Here is a 16,745-nt window from a genome sequence, read left to right as displayed (position 1 = left end):
GTAGTTTTGAGTGCGCCATTCTGAACTGACGCATCGGGAAAAACTTTGCGTTATCGCAGTTTGTTGTAATTTTCTGACCACTGAGCCATATCCAGAACGGGACTATCGGCAGGAACATCCTGAAAATCGTGGGTGACTTGAACGACGGGGATCGCCAGTTCGCGGACTTCATTGAATACCCACTGACGAAAATTATCGCGCAGAGCTACGTCAAGACGGCTGAACGGTTCATCAAGCAATAATGCCTTTGGCTGGGCGAGAAGGGCGCGCAGCAGAGCCACCCGCGCACGTTGGCCACCAGACAGCGTGGCCGGGTCCTGATGGAAAGTTCCGCCAAGTCCCGCACGCTCAAGCGCATCATCCACTGCATTGCGTCTTGCGTCACCTTTGAGCGTTGACGGTAGTGCCAGTAGTAAATTTTGTCCAACGCTGAACTGATCAAACAACAGCGCATCCTGGAAAAGAATACCAATCTGACGCCGGGCGGTGGGCAGGGTGTCGAGGCGTTGCTCATTGAGCCATAGTTCACCGGTGCAAGAAAATTGTCCCGCCAGTGCGCCAATCATCCAGGAAAACAGCGTAGATTTTCCGCAGCCAGACGGGCCCATTAACGTGACAACGTCACCTTTATTGACTGTGAAATTAACGTTTTCCAGTAAGCAGGTTTCAGGCAAACGTAGCGAAACATCTTTTACGCAGAGCATTAACGGAGTCCTTGTCTGGCAAAACCTACCCATTTTGCAAGCAGGGCGGTAAGGGCAAAAATAATAAGTGGTAATAGCAGTTGCCATAAAGCCTGAGCGGCGAGGATACCGTTGCTGCCGCCACTGCTTAACGCCACTGCTTCAGTCGTCAGCGTCGGGAAGCGCCCCGCGCCCAGCCACAGCGTCGGCATATATTGCGCAATGCTGACTGAAAATCCGACAGCGAAGGCAATAAGCGCAGGACGCAGCATGAGCGGGCATTTCACGTAAAAGAATATTTTGCCTCGCGACCAACCCAGCGTTTGGGCAATCAGAATTAACCGTGAGTCAATACGCTGCCAGGCCGGTTGCAGGATAAACAACATCCACGGCATCACCCACAGCAGATGTCCCCACACCACCACAGCCCAGCAGCCATCCAGATGTAACCACAGCGCCAGCGTGTACTGGCCTGCCACCAGCGGCAGCGCTGGTAATAAAATGGGCAGCCATAACCACAACTGGCGACGCTTTGCTCCCCATTCCAGCCACAGCAGTAATAGGATCAAAGCGATGAATGTCGTTGCCAGTCCCATCGTCAGGCTATTGAATAGCGCCTCGTCATTGATCGTCGATTGATCTGCAAGGATCGCCAGCAGAACCACACAGAGCACGCCAGTCAATGGTAATAATCTCGCCAGCGTACTACCGGGCAATAAAGGCGTGGCTGGTTTGCGAACGCCATCTTTGCGGGGAATTGTGCGCCGCCAGGTGCGCCATAAAAGATAGCCCAGCAAAACACAGGTGGCGAGTAACAGCATCAGCAGCAGGCTGGCAAGTGCGCCTTTTATCTGTTGATCGGTGTCGCCCTGGGTTAACCACTGCCAGCTAATTACCGCCAGCGTCGGTGGATTACCCGGCCCAAGGATAATTGCGATATCCACGACCGATAGCGACCAGGCCACAATTGCCAGCATCGCCATTGCCAGTGCGGGAGCGACTGAGGGTAACAGCAGCCAGTTCAGGCATTGCCAGCGGCTGTAGCCCAGTGAATCCAGCACGATGACTTGTTGCAACAGCCTTTTTTCACTCAATACTGCCGCCAAAATCCACAGCAGAAATGCGCTTTCTTTCACCGCCAGAGTAATGCCCAGACCGATACCCAATCTGTCTGTCGGCGGAGTGAGGAAAGGGAAAAACTGATAAACCAGGCCGCCTTCGGCAAACAGTAGCAGGACGCTGGTGGCAAAAGCGACGTGGGGGATGGCGAGCAGCCACGGCAGACGGGCGCACAAATGCAGCCATTTCGCGCCAGGCCACAGCGCCACAATCACCAGCAGGGCAATCAACAACGCACCTACCGCCGCGATAGTTGTCGACACCAGCGTTGCCAGTATTGCCTGTGATAACTGCGGATCGGCAAATAACGCCTGCCAGTGTGTCAACGACAAGGCAGGCGTTATCAGCGTGAGCGCTGCCGGGATCAGCGGTGCGTAAATCACCGCCATCACCACCCACAGCAATAAAATTAATGCGTACCGTAACGGCGTAGCCATTCTTGTTCCAGCACATTTACCCAACCAGCATGCGGTTCCGCCAGTACTGGCGGCAGATCCTGCGGCATTCTTGATTGTAATGTTTCGCGCTGACCGGCAGGCAGTTTTTGTGGATCAAGAACAGAAGGATCGCCCCAGACCGCAGGATCCGCTTTACGCAGTTGCGCTTCGGGTGAGAGCAGGAAGTTGGCGACCACCTTCGCCGCAGCACTGGCACTGGCGTTGGCAGGAATGGTGACGAAATGCACGTTGCCAATCATTCCCTCGCTAAAGCCAAAGCTGTAACTGCTCGCTGGCAAATCGCCACTGGCTATTTTTTGCCGGGCATGAGCGGGGTTAAAGGTCAGCGACAGGCGCAATGTGCCGGATTTCAGCAGGGCATCCATTCGCGCGGGCGAAGGGGGGAAATCCTTTCCTTCGCGCCACAAATACGGATGCAGCGCATCGAGATACTGCCACAGCGGTGCAGTAATCTGGGCGAAAGTAGCATCGTTCGGCGCTTCTTTTAATGCAGCGGGATCTGGCGTCAGCATAATCAATAACTGTTCAAGAAATGCTGTGCCGGTAAAGTCTGGTGGGCGTGGATAGGTAACTGCGCCTGGATTGGCTTTGGCAAACTCCAGCAAGGCTTGCGGTGTTTTCGGTGGTTGTGGTGTCAGATCGCGGCGAGCGATAAACGTAAGTTGTGCGCCGCCCCAGGGGGATTCTGCCCCCTCGGTAGCGACAGAAAAATCTTCCCGTACAGGTAGTTGCGTGTCGACATAACGCCAGTTAGGTAATGTTTCCGCCCAGCCGGTTTGCAGCAAGTTCGCCTCTTTTAACGTGCGGAAATTTTCACCATTTACCCACAAGAGATCTACCGAGCCGCCCGTTTTACGTCCGGCTGCGGCTTCGGTCTGAATGCGTTTTACTGCGTCAGCGGCATCAGCCAGGCGAACAATCTTCAGGTTTATATCGTAATGCGTTTTCATCTCACCGCTGACCCAGTCGAGATAGCGGTTAATCGCGGTGTCGCCGCCCCAGGCGTTAAACCAGACGGTTTGCCCTTTGGCGTCGTTCTTAGTTTCCTGCCAGTCACTGGCATGTGTTGCCAAAGAAAACAGCGATAACAGTCCCAGCAACCACCCACAATGGCGCATCATTTCTCCTTAAGAACGTTTTTCAGGAAGTCGGCACAGTCCCTGGGCGGGAATGGCCATAGCAGAATTAAAACGGGCCGACAGGTTTTGCAGGCCGATTAATGCCGTCAGTTCGGTGAGCGCCTGAGCGTCAAAATGGGCTGCCAGTCGGGTGCGCAGGGCATCATCTACCGTTGGCGGCGTAACGCTGGCGGCTTCGGCGTATTCCAGCGCCAGCCGCTCCTCATCGCTGAACAGCGGGCTTTGCCGCCAGTCGGCCACCGCCAGCAGTTTATCGGTGCTGCCGGTTCGTTCAGCGACTTTCATGCTGGTGATGTCTACGCAAAACTCACACAGGCACATTTGCGCAATGCGCGCGCTGACAAGCGATCGCACCACCGGATCGAGCGGGGAGCGTTTGCGCTCCAGCCAGCCGACAAACATCGACACCAGATAGAAAATAAATGGGATCCGCCCCCACCAGCGAATCGGACTTAGCACCTCACCGTAATGGAGACGATGTAGCCACGCCTGCGGACGTAAAATTAAAGGAATTTTGCTAAGCGGCGGTAAACCCATCAGACATTCCTCTTCTGGCGCTCAAACCATATTTTTTTCGCCATGAAAATCACCACAGTCAGGGCAAACAGGATAAACAGTCCGGTAACAAACCAGAATGTGCCGCCCGTTAACATGCTGCCCGCCCAGGAATAGACAATGGTTGCGGGTAACTGACCAAGCCCGGTGGCGATAAAAAACGGACGAAAACGTATTGATGTCAGGCCGGCAGCATAGCTGATTGGATCAAAAGGGACAAAAGGCAATAACCGACATACCAGGATGGTATGTTTGCCGTAGCGAGTGAAAAAACCGTCCATGCTATCGAGCACGGTTTTACCGGTTAACTTTTCCACTACTTCGCGGCCCATCACTCTGGCGATAAAAAAGCACAGCGCCGCACCCGCCATCGAACTGGTCCACGACAGCAAGCCCCCCCAGAACGCGCCAAACAGCGACGCATTGGCAAAGGTGATCAAAAACGCAGGCAGCGGTGCGGCAATGGCCTGCAAAATCATCAACAAGAATGAGACAACTGCCGCCAGTGTGCCGTAAGACTGAATAAATCGTTCTATACCCTGTTGGTCCACAGCGGCAAACGCCGCAAGGCTGCGGTTGATAAAGTCATGGACGCCAGGAACCAGCGCCCATGCGAGCAGCGTAGCGAACAACAGGATGATGATGGCTGTACGGTAGTACCAGATTTTACGCGAATGCATCTTCATCATCTTTTATCCATGTTTTATTCTGTGATTTTAAAGGTCACCGTTGCCAGCGTGCTATCTGCCGGGAGAACTGACGCATTGCCTTTGAATTTCACTTCGCCACGTTTTTCCACCGCACCATAAGTGTATGTCGCATTGCTGACAATACCGACCGGGCAGCTATCCAGGCACACCAGACAACCGGTTTTTTTCTCTTCTGCCGCCGCTAAATTGCCACCAAAGCGCATGTCCAGTTTCTTGCCATTACTATCAACAATCACTTCATCGAAGGAATACGCTTTTGCCGCCCCTTGCCAGTTCACCGAAATATCCAGTTTACTGCCTGCAACATGGGTAGCTTCTTTGTTATCCATAGTCATATTTTCGCCCGGTGTGCCACCGGCCTGTTTCAGAGCGTCATAAAATGCTTTCGGGGTGGCATATCCCATAAACAGTGATTTATGCCCGTTGGAGCCGTCTTTAAACACAATGCCGTGACGGGTATCGTCGGTGAGGAAACGACCATTAATTTGCACCAGCATAGTTACCGTATGTGCCTGTGTATCGACGCGCAGTGGCTCACTGGCCGAAAGCCCATCGTATTCCACTTTGGCCTCGGTATTCTCTTTTTGATCACAGCCGCTAAGCCCTGCCGCTGCCAGTAAACACAGCGCAGCCAGTCCTTTTTTCCATGACACTGAATATTGTTGCAACATCGTTCTATCCTTCGTTTTTAGGGTGAGTAAGCGGTTGGCTGTCAGAAGCAGTCAGATCCACGTGTTTAAAGCGGGCGTAGCGTTTGGCGAGTTGGACGAGAATAAACAGCGTCAGTCCAGCCAGACAGAGGTTTAAAATAAAGTGCACGGTAATGCCTTCACGGGCGAGATCGCTGGCCATCACGGTATAAATAATAATCCCAGGCAGGGTAGTTAATGCCGAAATAAGGGTAAAAGGCCAGAAGGCTATAGCAGTTAATCCGTAAGCGTAATTTTGAATATTGTAAGGAAACAGCGGGATTAAGCGGGTCAGAATAAGAAAATCGATACCATTACGCGCAATACCTTTTTCAATAGCCTGAAAAGTATGGCTATGACCGACGTATTTCAGCAGCAAGTCACGCCCCAGCCAGCGCGCCAGCAGGAATGAGCACGACGAGGCCAGCGTAGCGGCAATTAACGAAAGTAGCGTTCCCAACAACGGGCCAAAGACTATTCCACCGGCGATCACCAGTACGCTACCGGGTAACAGAAAGAGGGTAGCGATAATGAATAACAGAATATAGAGGCTATAACCGAAAAATCCGCTCTGGCGAATGAGCGTTTGTAAGTGGGGTAAATCGGTGACCAGATCGAATAAACCGAAAGCGTGGATAGCGTAAATTATCAGTGCAAAAAGCAGACAGGCAAAAAGAAATTTACGCTCAGCGTTCATCGTAGAGTTTCCTATATCAAACTTGATAATAGAGAAGTGGTCAGACAACTAAAAACGCAGTGACGGTATAACAAAGGAAGGCAGGCAACAAATCATTACTGACAGTTTGTTGATTTTTCTCAAGGTTAATTCTCCTGACCTCGTGCGGGTCAGGAGAGCAGATAAATTAGCGGCGGAAGGTCGCCCACACAGGTGCGTGATCTGACGGTTTTTCCATACTGCGGATTTCATAGTCGATGCCGGTTTCTACGCAGCATTCCGCCAACGGCTGGCTGGCGAGCAGCAGGTCGATACGCAGACCACGGTTATCGTCAAAACCTTTTGAGCGGTAATCAAACCACGAAAAGCGATCTGCTGTTTCCGGATTAGCGTGACGGAAGGTATCTACCAGCCCCCAGCCGATCAGTCTGTCCATCCATTCGCGTTCTTCCGGCAGGAAGGAGCATTTACCGGTACGCAGCCAGCGTTTGCGGTTCTCTTCGCCAATGCCGATATCCAGGTCGGTGGGGCTGATGTTCATATCGCCCATAATCAGCACCGGATTATCGCGCTTAAGCTCAGTTTCCAGATAGTTTTGCAGGTTCTGGTAGAACTGCGCTTTTGCCGGGAATTTAATTGGATGGTCGCGGCTTTCGCCCTGTGGGAAGTAGCCGTTGATCACGGTGACATTGCCCAGCGGCGAGGGGATTTCTGCCATAATAATCCGCCGTTGAGCCTCTTCGCCGTCGCCCGGGAAGCCGCGACGCACAGCAATCGGCGTCTCTTTGGTCAGCAGCGCCACGCCATAATGGCCTTTCTGCCCGTGATAAAACACGTTGTAGCCGAGCTTTGCCACCTCTTCGAGCGGAAACATATCGTCATGAACTTTTGTCTCCTGCAGACCAATCACATCCGGTTGGTGCTTTTCGACGATGGCTTCAAGTTGGTGAGGTCTGGCGCGCAGACCGTTGATATTAAAAGAGACAAATTTCATAGTCGCTGCCGTTTATTCATATTAAGAGTGCGTGGATGGTAGCAGAAATTCGCTGTACTTACCGCCCGTTGTTAAGTGATTTGATCGATGGTTGTTAATGATGTCAACGATGGCGCAAAAAATGCCCGCTTTTGGTGCGGTCTGCGTCAGAATGGCGCAGTAATTTCCAGTAAATTTCGTCAATGATCACAATTCCAGAATTATATTTTACTTCTGCATAACATTGCGTTTTTTATTCTTTTTATTCATCCGTATCGCAAACGTATTCACTTTATATGCACTTTAAATGCATATCAGTTGGTTATAACTCGTTGATTTTCAGTTGGCCGCCGTCGCTTATGCAATTTTACCCCTGGCTGGTACGAACCCTGCAATCTACATTTACAGCGAAAACATTACTTATAATTAACATATAAATAACTATTTATTTACTGTGGGGTCGCTATGTCTCAGTCAATTACGCGTGAAAACTTTGATGAATGGATGATACCTGTTTACGCTCCGGCACCGTTTATTCCGGTACGCGGCGAAGGTTCGCGCTTGTGGGATCAGCAGGGGAAAGAGTATATCGATTTCGCGGGTGGCATTGCAGTGAACGCGCTGGGCCATGCGCATCCGGAATTGCGCGAGGCGCTAAACGAGCAAGCGAGTAAGTTCTGGCATACCGGTAACGGCTATACCAACGAACCAGTGCTGCGACTGGCGAAAAAACTTATCGACGCGACGTTTGCCGATCGCGTGTTCTTTTGTAACTCCGGTGCGGAGGCCAACGAAGCAGCGTTGAAACTGGCGCGCAAATTCGCCCATGACCGCTACGGCAGCCATAAGAGCGGCATCGTGGCGTTTAACAATGCGTTCCACGGGCGCACGCTGTTTACCGTTAGCGCAGGTGGCCAGCCAGCCTATTCTCAGGATTTTGCGCCACTGCCGCCGGACATCCGTCATGCCGCGTATAACGATCTCAATTCTGCCAGTGCGCTGATTGACGACGCCACCTGCGCGGTAATTGTCGAGCCAGTGCAGGGTGAAGGCGGCGTGGTGCCAGCCAGCAAAGCGTTTTTACAGGGGCTGCGAGAATTGTGTGACCGCCACAATGCATTGCTGATTTTTGATGAGGTACAAACCGGCGTCGGGCGTACCGGTGAACTGTATGCCTATATGCACTACGGCGTAACCCCCGATCTGCTGACCACCGCCAAAGCGCTGGGCGGCGGTTTCCCCGTTGGTGCGCTGCTGGCAACGGAGGAGTGCGCCAGCGTGATGACCGTTGGCACCCATGGCACCACCTATGGCGGTAATCCGCTGGCATCAGCAGTGGCGGGCAAAGTGCTGGATCTTATCAATACGCCGGAAATGCGTAATGGCGTCAAACAGCGCCACGACGGGTTTGTTGAGCGGCTTAACGCTATTAATCATCGCTGCGGTTTGTTCAGTGAAATTCGTGGACTGGGTCTGCTGATTGGCTGTGTTCTGAATGCCGACTATGCCGGACAAGCGAAACAGATTTCTCAGGAAGCGGCAAAAGCAGGCGTGATGGTGCTGATTGCGGGCGGCAGCGTGGTGCGTTTTGCTCCGGCGCTGAATGTCAGCGAAGAAGATATGGCTACCGGGCTGGATCGCTTTGCGCTGGCCTGTGAACGCGTTGTTAGCCGAGGTTCATCATGATGGTCATTCGTCCCGTTGAGCGCAGCGATGTCGCGGCGTTAATGCAACTTGCCAGTAAAACGGGCGGCGGTTTAACGTCGCTTCCTGCCAATGAAGCCACACTTTCGGCGCGTATCGATAGAGCCATCAAAACATGGCAAGGCGAATTACCCAAAAGTGAGCAGGGTTATGTGTTCGTGCTGGAAGAGAGTGAAACAGGTACGGTGGCGGGCATTTGCGCCATTGAGGTGGCTGTTGGGCTAAACGATCCCTGGTACAACTATCGCGTCGGCACGCTGGTTCATGCTTCGAAAGAGCTGAATGTTTATAACGCGCTACCGACGCTTTTTCTCAGTAATGATCACACCGGAAGTAGCGAATTGTGCACGCTGTTTCTCGATCCGGACTGGCGCAAAGAGGGCAACGGCTATTTGTTGTCGAAATCTCGCTTCATGTTTATGGCAGCCTTTCGCGACAAGTTTAACGACAAAGTGGTTGCCGAAATGCGTGGGGTGATTGACGAACACGGCTATTCGCCGTTCTGGCAAAGCCTCGGTAAACGCTTCTTTTCGATGGATTTTAGCCGAGCCGATTTTCTCTGCGGTACTGGTCAAAAGGCATTTATTGCTGAGTTGATGCCAAAACATCCGATCTATACGGACTTTTTATCCCAGGAAGCGCAAGACGTTATCGGTCAGGTACATCCGCAAACGGCACCCGCGCGGGCGGTGCTGGAAAAAGAGGGCTTTCGCTACCGCAACTATATCGACATTTTCGACGGTGGGCCGACGCTGGAGTGTGACATCGACCGCGTTCGCGCCATGCGCAAAAGCCGGCTGGTGGAAGTGGCAGAAGGGCAACCCGCACAGGGCGATTTTCCGGCCTGTCTGGTCGCCAATGAAAATTATCATCATTTCCGCGTGGTGCTGGTGCGTAGCGATCCGGCTACCGAGCGTTTGATTTTAACCGCCGCACAACTGGACGCTCTCAAGTGTCATGCCGGGGATCACGTTCGTCTGGTACGCCTGTGCGCAGAGGAGAAAACAGTATGACTTTATGGATCAACGGCGACTGGGTGACGGGCCTGGGTGCGCTGCGCGTGAAGCGTAATCCGGTATCTGGCGACGTTTTATGGCAAGGCAATGATGCCGATGCTGCTCAGGTGGCGCTGGCATGTCGTGCTGCTCGCGCAGCGTTTCCGCGTTGGGCGCGGCTCTCCTTTGGCGATCGTCAGGTAAGAGTTGAACGATTTGCCGGACTGCTGGAAAGCAATAAAGCTGAATTAACGACGATTATTGCCAGAGAAACGGGTAAGCCGCGTTGGGAGGCGGCAACCGAAGTGACGGCGATGATTAATAAAATTGCTATTTCAATCAAGGCATATCACGTGCGCACGGGTGATCAGCGCAGTGAAATGCCAGATGGGGCGGCAAGCTTACGCCATCGCCCACACGGCGTGCTGGCGGTGTTTGGTCCGTACAATTTTCCTGGGCATTTACCTAACGGGCATATTGTTCCGGCGTTGCTGGCAGGCAACACAATTATCTTTAAACCCAGTGAGCTGACACCGTGGAGCAGCGAAGCGGTAATGCGCTTATGGCAGCAGGCTGGATTGCCGCCAGGGGTGCTGAATCTGGTGCAGGGTGGGCGCGAAACCGGTCAGGCGCTGAGTGCGCTGGAAGATCTCGATGGTTTGCTGTTTACCGGTAGCGCCAACACTGGCTACCAGTTGCATCGTCAGCTTTCCGGTCAGCCAGAAAAAATCCTCGCCCTCGAAATGGGCGGCAATAACCCGCTGATTATTGATGAAGTGGCGGATATCGACGCCGCAGTGCATCTGACTATCCAGTCGGCATTTGTTACTGCCGGACAACGCTGCACCTGCGCCCGTCGTATATTGTTGAAAAGTGGAGCGCAGGGCGATGCGTTTCTTGCTCGCCTGGTTGCCGTCAGCCAGCGATTAACACCGGGCAACTGGGATGACGAACCACAGCCGTTTATCGGCGGGCTGATTTCTGAACAGGCCGCGCAGCATGTTGTTACCGCCTGGCAGGAGCTGGAAAACATGGGCGGACGGACGTTGCTTACGCCACGCTTACTGCAACCAGGTACTTCACTGCTTTCACCTGGAATCATTGACATGACGGGCATTTCTGGTGTGCCGGATGAAGAAGTGTTCGGGCCGTTACTGCGTGTCTGGCGTTATGACACCTTCGATGAGGCGATTAAGATGGCGAACAACACTCGCTTTGGCCTCTCTTGTGGGCTGGTTTCACCAGTGCGGGAAAAATTCGAACAACTGTTACTGGAGGCACGAGCGGGGATCGTTAACTGGAACAAACCGCTGACCGGTGCGGCCAGTACTGCACCATTTGGTGGCGTAGGCGCTTCCGGCAATCATCGCCCCAGTGCATGGTATGCCGCTGATTATTGTGCCTGGCCGATGGCAAGCCTGGAATCGGACTCGTTAACGCTGCCCACTACGCTTAACCCCGGGCTGGATTTTTCCGATGAGGTGGTGCCATGAACGCTCGGGAAGTTAATTTCGACGGGCTGGTGGGGCTGACGCATCATTACGCTGGCCTGTCGTTTGGTAATGAAGCTTCTACCCGCCACCGTTTTCAGGTATCTAACCCGCGACTGGCGGCAAAACAGGGCTTGCTGAAAATGAAAGCCCTTGCCGATGCGGGATTCCCGCAGGCGGTGATCCCGCCTCACGAGCGCCCGTTTATTCCGGTTTTGCGTCAATTGGGATTCAGCGGCAGCGATGAGCGAGTGCTGGAAAAGGTTGCTCGTCAGGCGCCGCACTGGCTTTCCAGTGTCAGTTCCGCTTCGCCAATGTGGGTCGCGAATGCGGCGACGGTGGCACCTTCTGCCGACACGCTGGATGGCAAAGTGCACCTGACGGTTGCCAATCTGAACAACAAATTTCACCGTTCGCTGGAAGCACCGACCACCGAATTGCTGTTAAAAGCCATTTTTATTGATGAAGAGAAATTCACCGTGCATTCGGCACTGCCTCAAGTGGCGCTGCTCGGTGATGAAGGGGCGGCAAACCACAATCGGCTCAGTGGTAACTATGGTGATCCGGGTATACAGGTTTTCGTCTATGGCCGGGAAGAGGGCACTGGCACGCGACCTTCCCGTTATCCGGCGCGGCAAACCCGCGAAGCCAGCGAGGCGGTAGCAAGGCTGAATCAGGTTAATCCACAACAGGTAATTTTCGCTCAACAAAACCCGGAAGTTATCGATCAGGGGGTTTTTCATAATGATGTGATTGCCGTGAGCAACCGCCAGGTGCTGTTTTGCCATCAGCAGGCATTCGCCCGTCAGGCGCAATTACTGGCAAATCTGTGTGCGCGGGTGAGCGGTTTTATGGCAATAGAAGTTCCGTCGGCACAGGTTTCCGTAGCGGATGCTGTCTCGACCTATCTGTTTAACAGCCAGTTGTTGAGCCGTGATGACGGTTCGATGGTGTTGGTGCTGCCGCAGGAGTGTCGGGAACATGCCGGGGTATGGCGTTATCTCAATGAATTACTTGTTGCCGATAACCCGATCAGTGAACTGAAAGTTTTTGATTTACGCGAAAGTATGGCAAACGGTGGCGGCCCTGCGTGCCTGCGTTTGCGCGTGGTGCTGACGGCAGAAGAACGTCAGGCGGTGAATCCGGCGGTGATGATGAACGAGACACAGTTTAATGCGCTCAATGACTGGGTGGATCGTTACTACCGCGATCGTCTTACCGCTGCCGATCTTGCCGATCCGCAATTGCTGCGCGAAGGAAGGGAAGCTCTGGATGCACTGACTCGTTTGCTGAATCTCGGTTCGGTTTACCCGTTCCAACGGGAGGGGAGTGGCAATGGATAATTTTCTTGCCCTGACGTTAACGGGTAAAAAACCAGCCGTAACAGCGAGAGAAAGCAACGGTGTCCACTGGCGCTGGCTGGGTGACGGGCTGCTGGAACTGACGCCAGTCACCCCACCGCAAGGTGCGCTGGTGATATCAGCGGGGATCCACGGTAATGAAACGGCACCTGTTGAGATGCTGGAGGCGTTGCTTGGGGCAATTTATCACGGTGAGATTCAGTTGCGCTGGCGGCTGCTGGCGATCCTCGGAAATCCTCCCGCCCTGAAGCAAGGCAAGCGTTATTGTCATAGCGATATGAATCGAATGTTTGGCGGACGCTGGCAGCTATTTGCCGAAAGCGGCGAAACCTGTCGCGCCCGCGAACTGGAACAGAGTCTGGAAGATTTTTATCAACAGGGTAAAGAGTCCGTTCGTTGGCACCTTGATTTGCATACCGCAATTCGTGGTTCATACCATCCGCGTTTTGGTGTTTTACCGCAACGTGACATTCCCTGGGATGAGAAGTTTCTGACGTGGCTGGGCGCAGCGGGGCTGGAGGCACTGGTGTTTCACCAGACGCCTGGCGGCACGTTTACCCATTTTAGCGCCGAACATTTTGGCACCCAGGCGTGTACGCTGGAACTTGGCAAAGCGTTGCCATTTGGGCAAAACGATCTTTGCCAGTTTGCGCCAACGTCCAGCGCGATTGCCGCGCTGTTATCCGGGATGAGCGTCGGTTTTGATAAAAAGCCGCCATTACGTTACCGGGTGGTTTCGCAAATTACCCGCCACTCCACTGATTTTGAACTGCATATGGCGAGCGAGACATTGAACTTCACGGCGTTTAAGAAGGGGACGTTGTTAGCGCAGGATGGCGAAGAACGCTTTACGGTGACTCATGATGTTGAATATGTGTTATTCCCTAATCCATTGGTGGCGCTGGGATTGCGTGCAGGGTTAATGCTGGAGCAAATAATCTGATGCTTACCTGCAGAAATCATCTGCGGGTATTTACTGGGTTTTTAATGAAATAATACGGATTAATCCTGGTTATTTGCTTTAATTATCACCAGCTATAAGGTATATTTCTTCATAATTCCTGCAAAATCAGCGTGTTGTAATATTTATTCATCACTCTCCATCAAATTTTCTTTTTTTCTCCATAATTGGCGCAAAAGTGTTTTTTACACTTTCATTGATTTACCGTTGCTCTGATTAATTGACGCTAAAGTCAGTAAAGTTAATCTCGTCAACACGGCACGTTACTTAAGAAAGCCGTAATAAATAACTGAAAGGAAGGATATTGAATATGCGTAAATTAACTGCACTGTTTGTTGCCTCTACCCTGGCTTTTGGCGCGGCTAACCTGGCCCATGCCGCTGATACCACTACCGCAGCACCGGCTGACGCCAAGCCGATGATGCACCATAAAGGTAAATTTGGTCCACATCACGACATGATGTTTAAAGACCTGAACCTGACCGACGCGCAGAAACAGCAGATCCGCGAAATCATGAAAGGTCAGCGTGATCAGATGAAACGTCCGCCGCTGGAAGAACGCCGCGCAATGCATGACATTATTGCCAGCGATACCTTCGACAAAGCAAAAGCTGAAGCGCAGATCGCAAAAATGGAAGAGCAGCGCAAAGCTAACATGCTGGCGCACCTGGAAACCCAGAACAAGATTTACAACATCCTGACGCCGGAGCAGAAAAAGCAATTTAATGCCAATTTTGAGAAGCGTCTGACAGAACGCCCTGCGGCAAAGGGTAAAATGCCTGCAACTGCTGAATAATCTTTCAGCCTGACAACTTAAGACCGCCGGTCTTGTCCACTACCTTGCTGTAATGCGGTGGACAGGATCGGCGGTTTTCTTTTCTGCTGTTCAACTTTTGCAAAAAAAGCCTAATCACCACTAAGGTAAATCACCCGAGTTGCCGATAACAATCCCCGGTTGCCTGAACGATAACAATGAAAAGAGCATGCCGGGAGCGAGTATGGAATACTTTGATATGCGTAAAATGTCGGTGAACCTGTGGCGAAACGCTGCCGGTGAAACTCGCGAAATCTGTAGTTTTCCCCCGGCAAAACGTGATTTTTACTGGCGCGCCAGCATTGCTTCCATTGCCGCAAATGGTGAGTTTTCTTTGTTTCCGGGCATGGAAAGGAGTGTGACGCTGTTGGAAGGTGGCGAGATGCTCCTTGAAAGCGCAGGCCATTTTAGCCATACCTTAAAACCGTTACAGCCTTTTGCCTTCGCGGCGGACCAGGTGGTAAAAGCAAAACTGACCGAAGGGCAGATGTCGATGGATTTCAACATTATGACGCGCCTTGATGCCTGTAAGGCGAAAGTCAGAATTGCCGATCGCACGTTCACCACTTTTGGCTCACGTGGTGGGGTGGTGTTTGTTATTAGCGGAGCGTGGCAACTGGGCGACAAGCTGTTGACTACCGACCAGGGCGCATGCTGGTACGATGGCAGGCACACCCTGCGGCTTTTACAACCGCAAGGCAAACTGCTGTTCAGTGAAATTAGCTGGCTTGCAGGCTATTCACCGGATCAAGTTCAGTAATTCATTATTAGAATGCTGCGCCCGATAACACTGGTGATATCTGACACAGCATGTCTGCGTTATTTTTTCCAGAAATCATCAAAAACGGTAATGGGCGGGCGGCGTTTATGCTCGGTTTTCAGATACCAATTCTCAATGGTTCTGGCGACCTGTTCCGGTACGGTTTTCCCTTCCAGATAGTCATCAATGTTGTCATAAGTGACGCCAAGCGCGACTTCATCCGGCAGTGACGGACGATCATCTTCCAGATCGGCGGTTGGTGCTTTCTTATAGAGATGCTCCGGGCAACCTAACGCTGCCAGTAATTGTTTACCCTGACGCTTGTTCAAACGGTATAGCGGGTTAATGTCAGTGCCTCCGTCACCGTATTTAGTGAAGAATCCGGTAATGGCTTCTGCCGCATGATCGGTGCCCACCACGACGCCGTGGGTCATGCCTGCAATGCTGTATTGTGCTTTCATCCGCTCACGTGCTTTTTCATTGCCACGAACGAAATCACTTAATTCAATACCCGCTTCGCGCAGTGCCTGTTCGCTGGCCAATACCGCGCCCTTGATATTAACGGTTAATACGCGATCCGGTTGAATAAAGGCAATGGCATCCTGACAATCCTGTTCATCGGCCTGAACACCGTAGGGCAGGCGTACTGCAATAAATTGCAGTGCCTCGTTGCCCGTTTCCTGACGAAGTTCGTTAATCGCCATCTGACACAGTTTCCCGGCAAGCGTGGAGTCCTGACCGCCACTAATACCAAGTACCAGTGATTTAATGAACGGATAGGTTTGCAGATAGCTTTTCAGAAAATCGATACTGCGGCGAATTTCCTCTTCGGCATTAATCTGCGGTTTTGCGCCCAGCGCCTTTATTATTTGTTGTTGCAATGTCATTGAACCCCTCCAGACAAAAAAATAAAACTTCCTTAAAGCTAACCCGTTGCTACAGAAACGACAAGCGACAGCAAGTTGAATGGCGGTTAAAACGTCATACAGGAATCCTCTGAAAGCGGAGCCGTTTCGTTCACGGGCTTGAAAAAGCCCCCGATGTATTCCAGGCTTATCTAACACGCTGATAAACAAGAGGACGAAATATGAACAAGAATATGGCAGGAATTCTGGGTGCAGCGGCGGTATTAACCATGCTGGCAGGTTGTACGGCGTATGATCGTACCAAAGACCAGTTTGTACAGCCTGTGGTGAAAGACGTCAAAAAAGGCATGAGCCGGGCGCAGGTTGCACAAATTGCGGGTAAACCTTCGTCTGAAGTGAGCATGATCCATGCTCGTGGTACTTGCCAGACCTATATCCTGGGTCAACGTGATGGTAAAGCAGAAACCTATTTTGTCGCGTTAGATGATACCGGACATGTCATCAACTCCGGCTATCAGACCTGTGCCGAATACGACACCGATCCACAAGCAGCGAAGTAATTTCTTCGCCAGAAAGCTTGAGTTACAACAGAAACCGGCCATTGCGCCGGTTTTTTTTTGACCCTTGTTCTTATTTATTGTCGCGAATTATTTAACTGAAATGTGAAGAAGGTCATAACAGCAGGTCAAGGAGAGACAATTTATGAGGTCAAGGAAATACTATCGTTCAGGTCAATACCGTATACTCTTTTCAGCCACCAAAAAAAGTCATGTTGGTTTCGCAAGTTACCCA

The 16,745-nt window shown here is 52.1% G+C and carries 17 protein-coding genes; 8 read left to right on the top strand and 9 right to left on the bottom strand.

Annotated elements, in window-relative coordinates:
* Positions 1 to 50 precede the first annotated feature (50 nt).
* From BEA93_RS03245 to xthA, 8 genes are all read right to left on the bottom strand, one after another.
* Entirely contained in the window at positions 51 to 704 is a 654-nt protein-coding gene (locus BEA93_RS03245; protein WP_016248646.1) for an ATP-binding cassette domain-containing protein, read from the bottom strand.
* Positions 704 to 2,239, bottom strand: a complete 1,536-nt coding sequence (locus BEA93_RS03240) for an ABC transporter permease subunit (RefSeq protein ID WP_016261962.1) — start codon at positions 2,237 to 2,239, stop codon at positions 704 to 706. Before BEA93_RS03240 ends, BEA93_RS03245 begins: the two co-directional genes overlap by 1 nt.
* A complete protein-coding gene (locus tag BEA93_RS03235; RefSeq protein ID WP_105224310.1) occupies positions 2,212 to 3,378 on the bottom strand; it encodes an ABC transporter substrate-binding protein in 1,167 nt (388 codons plus the stop codon). Before BEA93_RS03235 ends, BEA93_RS03240 begins: the two co-directional genes overlap by 28 nt.
* A gap of 9 nt (positions 3,379 to 3,387) precedes the next feature.
* Positions 3,388 to 3,936, bottom strand: coding sequence for a carboxymuconolactone decarboxylase family protein (locus tag BEA93_RS03230; RefSeq protein WP_105224311.1), 549 nt, complete (start codon positions 3,934 to 3,936; stop codon positions 3,388 to 3,390).
* A complete protein-coding gene (locus BEA93_RS03225; protein ID WP_016248648.1) occupies positions 3,936 to 4,643 on the bottom strand; it encodes a TVP38/TMEM64 family protein in 708 nt (235 codons plus the stop codon). The genes BEA93_RS03230 and BEA93_RS03225 overlap by 1 nt, the downstream gene beginning before the upstream one ends.
* A 14-nt stretch (positions 4,644 to 4,657) precedes the next feature.
* Complete coding sequence (gene ydjY, locus BEA93_RS03220) at positions 4,658 to 5,335, bottom strand: lipoprotein YdjY (RefSeq protein ID WP_016248649.1); 678 nt, start codon at positions 5,333 to 5,335, stop codon at positions 4,658 to 4,660.
* A gap of 4 nt (positions 5,336 to 5,339) precedes the next feature.
* Positions 5,340 to 6,050 (bottom strand): TVP38/TMEM64 family protein, encoded by a 711-nt coding sequence (locus tag BEA93_RS03215; RefSeq protein ID WP_016242631.1) that lies wholly within the window; start codon positions 6,048 to 6,050, stop codon positions 5,340 to 5,342.
* Positions 6,051 to 6,216: 166 nt separating this feature from the next.
* Positions 6,217 to 7,023, bottom strand: a complete 807-nt coding sequence (gene xthA / locus BEA93_RS03210) for an exodeoxyribonuclease III (protein ID WP_000673938.1) — start codon at positions 7,021 to 7,023, stop codon at positions 6,217 to 6,219.
* Positions 7,024 to 7,467: 444 nt separating this feature from the next.
* Between xthA and astC the strand changes: the two genes are divergently transcribed.
* The 7 genes from astC (at position 7,468) to ves (ending at position 15,087) form a co-directional block, all read left to right on the top strand.
* The gene (gene astC, locus BEA93_RS03200; protein WP_016248650.1) at positions 7,468 to 8,688 is read left to right on the top strand and encodes a succinylornithine/acetylornithine transaminase; all 1,221 of its coding nucleotides are present in this window, start codon (positions 7,468 to 7,470) and stop codon (positions 8,686 to 8,688) included.
* A complete protein-coding gene (astA, locus tag BEA93_RS03195; protein ID WP_016248651.1) occupies positions 8,685 to 9,719 on the top strand; it encodes an arginine N-succinyltransferase in 1,035 nt (344 codons plus the stop codon). Before astC ends, astA begins: the two co-directional genes overlap by 4 nt.
* Complete coding sequence (gene astD / locus BEA93_RS03190; RefSeq protein ID WP_001516297.1) at positions 9,716 to 11,194, top strand: succinylglutamate-semialdehyde dehydrogenase; 1,479 nt, start codon at positions 9,716 to 9,718, stop codon at positions 11,192 to 11,194. Before astA ends, astD begins: the two co-directional genes overlap by 4 nt.
* Positions 11,191 to 12,534 carry an N-succinylarginine dihydrolase gene (astB, locus tag BEA93_RS03185; protein ID WP_000993902.1) on the top strand — a complete coding sequence of 448 codons (1,344 nt, stop codon included), beginning with the start codon at positions 11,191 to 11,193 and terminating at the stop codon, positions 12,532 to 12,534. The genes astD and astB overlap by 4 nt, the downstream gene beginning before the upstream one ends.
* Complete coding sequence (astE, locus tag BEA93_RS03180) at positions 12,527 to 13,495, top strand: succinylglutamate desuccinylase (protein WP_001516299.1); 969 nt, start codon at positions 12,527 to 12,529, stop codon at positions 13,493 to 13,495. The genes astB and astE overlap by 8 nt, the downstream gene beginning before the upstream one ends.
* Before the next feature lie 328 nt (positions 13,496 to 13,823).
* The gene (spy, locus tag BEA93_RS03175; protein ID WP_001228965.1) at positions 13,824 to 14,309 is read left to right on the top strand and encodes an ATP-independent periplasmic protein-refolding chaperone Spy; all 486 of its coding nucleotides are present in this window, start codon (positions 13,824 to 13,826) and stop codon (positions 14,307 to 14,309) included.
* Between the two features lie 202 nt (positions 14,310 to 14,511).
* Entirely contained in the window at positions 14,512 to 15,087 is a 576-nt protein-coding gene (gene ves, locus BEA93_RS03170) for an environmental stress-induced protein Ves (protein WP_016248653.1), read from the top strand.
* A gap of 59 nt (positions 15,088 to 15,146) precedes the next feature.
* Here ves and nadE read toward each other — a convergent pair whose 3' ends face one another.
* Complete coding sequence (nadE, locus tag BEA93_RS03165) at positions 15,147 to 15,974, bottom strand: ammonia-dependent NAD(+) synthetase (protein ID WP_016248654.1); 828 nt, start codon at positions 15,972 to 15,974, stop codon at positions 15,147 to 15,149.
* A 200-nt stretch (positions 15,975 to 16,174) separates the two neighbouring features.
* Here nadE and osmE point away from each other — a divergent pair, with 200 nt between their 5' ends.
* Complete coding sequence (gene osmE, locus BEA93_RS03160) at positions 16,175 to 16,513, top strand: osmotically-inducible lipoprotein OsmE (protein ID WP_001039038.1); 339 nt, start codon at positions 16,175 to 16,177, stop codon at positions 16,511 to 16,513.
* The last annotated feature ends 232 nt before the right edge of the window (positions 16,514 to 16,745 follow it).

It is taken from the genome of Escherichia sp. MOD1-EC5950 (genome assembly GCF_002965345.1).
In the GTDB taxonomy this organism is placed as follows: Bacteria; Pseudomonadota; Gammaproteobacteria; order Enterobacterales; family Enterobacteriaceae; genus Escherichia; species Escherichia marmotae.
Note: the sequence above shows the minus strand (reverse complement) of the source record. Positions and strands in the feature narration are given on the sequence as shown.

Bases quoted from the DNA above. Each gene is read 5' to 3' on its own strand.
- spy (WP_001228965.1), top strand. From the start codon at position 13,824: ATGCGTAAATTAACTGCACTGTTTGTTGCCTCTACCCTGGCTTTTGGC.
- astD (WP_001516297.1), top strand. From the start codon at position 9,716: ATGACTTTATGGATCAACGGCGACTGGGTGACGGGCCTGGGTGCGCTG.
- BEA93_RS03230 (WP_105224311.1), bottom strand. From the start codon at position 3,936: ATGGGTTTACCGCCGCTTAGCAAAATTCCTTTAATTTTACGTCCGCAG.
- astA (WP_016248651.1), top strand. From the start codon at position 8,685: ATGATGGTCATTCGTCCCGTTGAGCGCAGCGATGTCGCGGCGTTAATG.
- nadE (WP_016248654.1), bottom strand. From the start codon at position 15,974: ATGACATTGCAACAACAAATAATAAAGGCGCTGGGCGCAAAACCGCAG.
- ves (WP_016248653.1), top strand. From the start codon at position 14,512: ATGGAATACTTTGATATGCGTAAAATGTCGGTGAACCTGTGGCGAAAC.
- ydjY (WP_016248649.1), bottom strand. From the start codon at position 5,335: ATGTTGCAACAATATTCAGTGTCATGGAAAAAAGGACTGGCTGCGCTG.
- astE (WP_001516299.1), top strand. From the start codon at position 12,527: ATGGATAATTTTCTTGCCCTGACGTTAACGGGTAAAAAACCAGCCGTA.
- BEA93_RS03225 (WP_016248648.1), bottom strand. From the start codon at position 4,643: ATGATGAAGATGCATTCGCGTAAAATCTGGTACTACCGTACAGCCATC.
- astC (WP_016248650.1), top strand. From the start codon at position 7,468: ATGTCTCAGTCAATTACGCGTGAAAACTTTGATGAATGGATGATACCT.
- xthA (WP_000673938.1), bottom strand. From the start codon at position 7,023: ATGAAATTTGTCTCTTTTAATATCAACGGTCTGCGCGCCAGACCTCAC.
- osmE (WP_001039038.1), top strand. From the start codon at position 16,175: ATGAACAAGAATATGGCAGGAATTCTGGGTGCAGCGGCGGTATTAACC.
- BEA93_RS03240 (WP_016261962.1), bottom strand. From the start codon at position 2,239: ATGGCTACGCCGTTACGGTACGCATTAATTTTATTGCTGTGGGTGGTG.
- BEA93_RS03215 (WP_016242631.1), bottom strand. From the start codon at position 6,050: ATGAACGCTGAGCGTAAATTTCTTTTTGCCTGTCTGCTTTTTGCACTG.
- BEA93_RS03235 (WP_105224310.1), bottom strand. From the start codon at position 3,378: ATGCGCCATTGTGGGTGGTTGCTGGGACTGTTATCGCTGTTTTCTTTG.
- BEA93_RS03245 (WP_016248646.1), bottom strand. From the start codon at position 704: ATGCTCTGCGTAAAAGATGTTTCGCTACGTTTGCCTGAAACCTGCTTA.
- astB (WP_000993902.1), top strand. From the start codon at position 11,191: ATGAACGCTCGGGAAGTTAATTTCGACGGGCTGGTGGGGCTGACGCAT.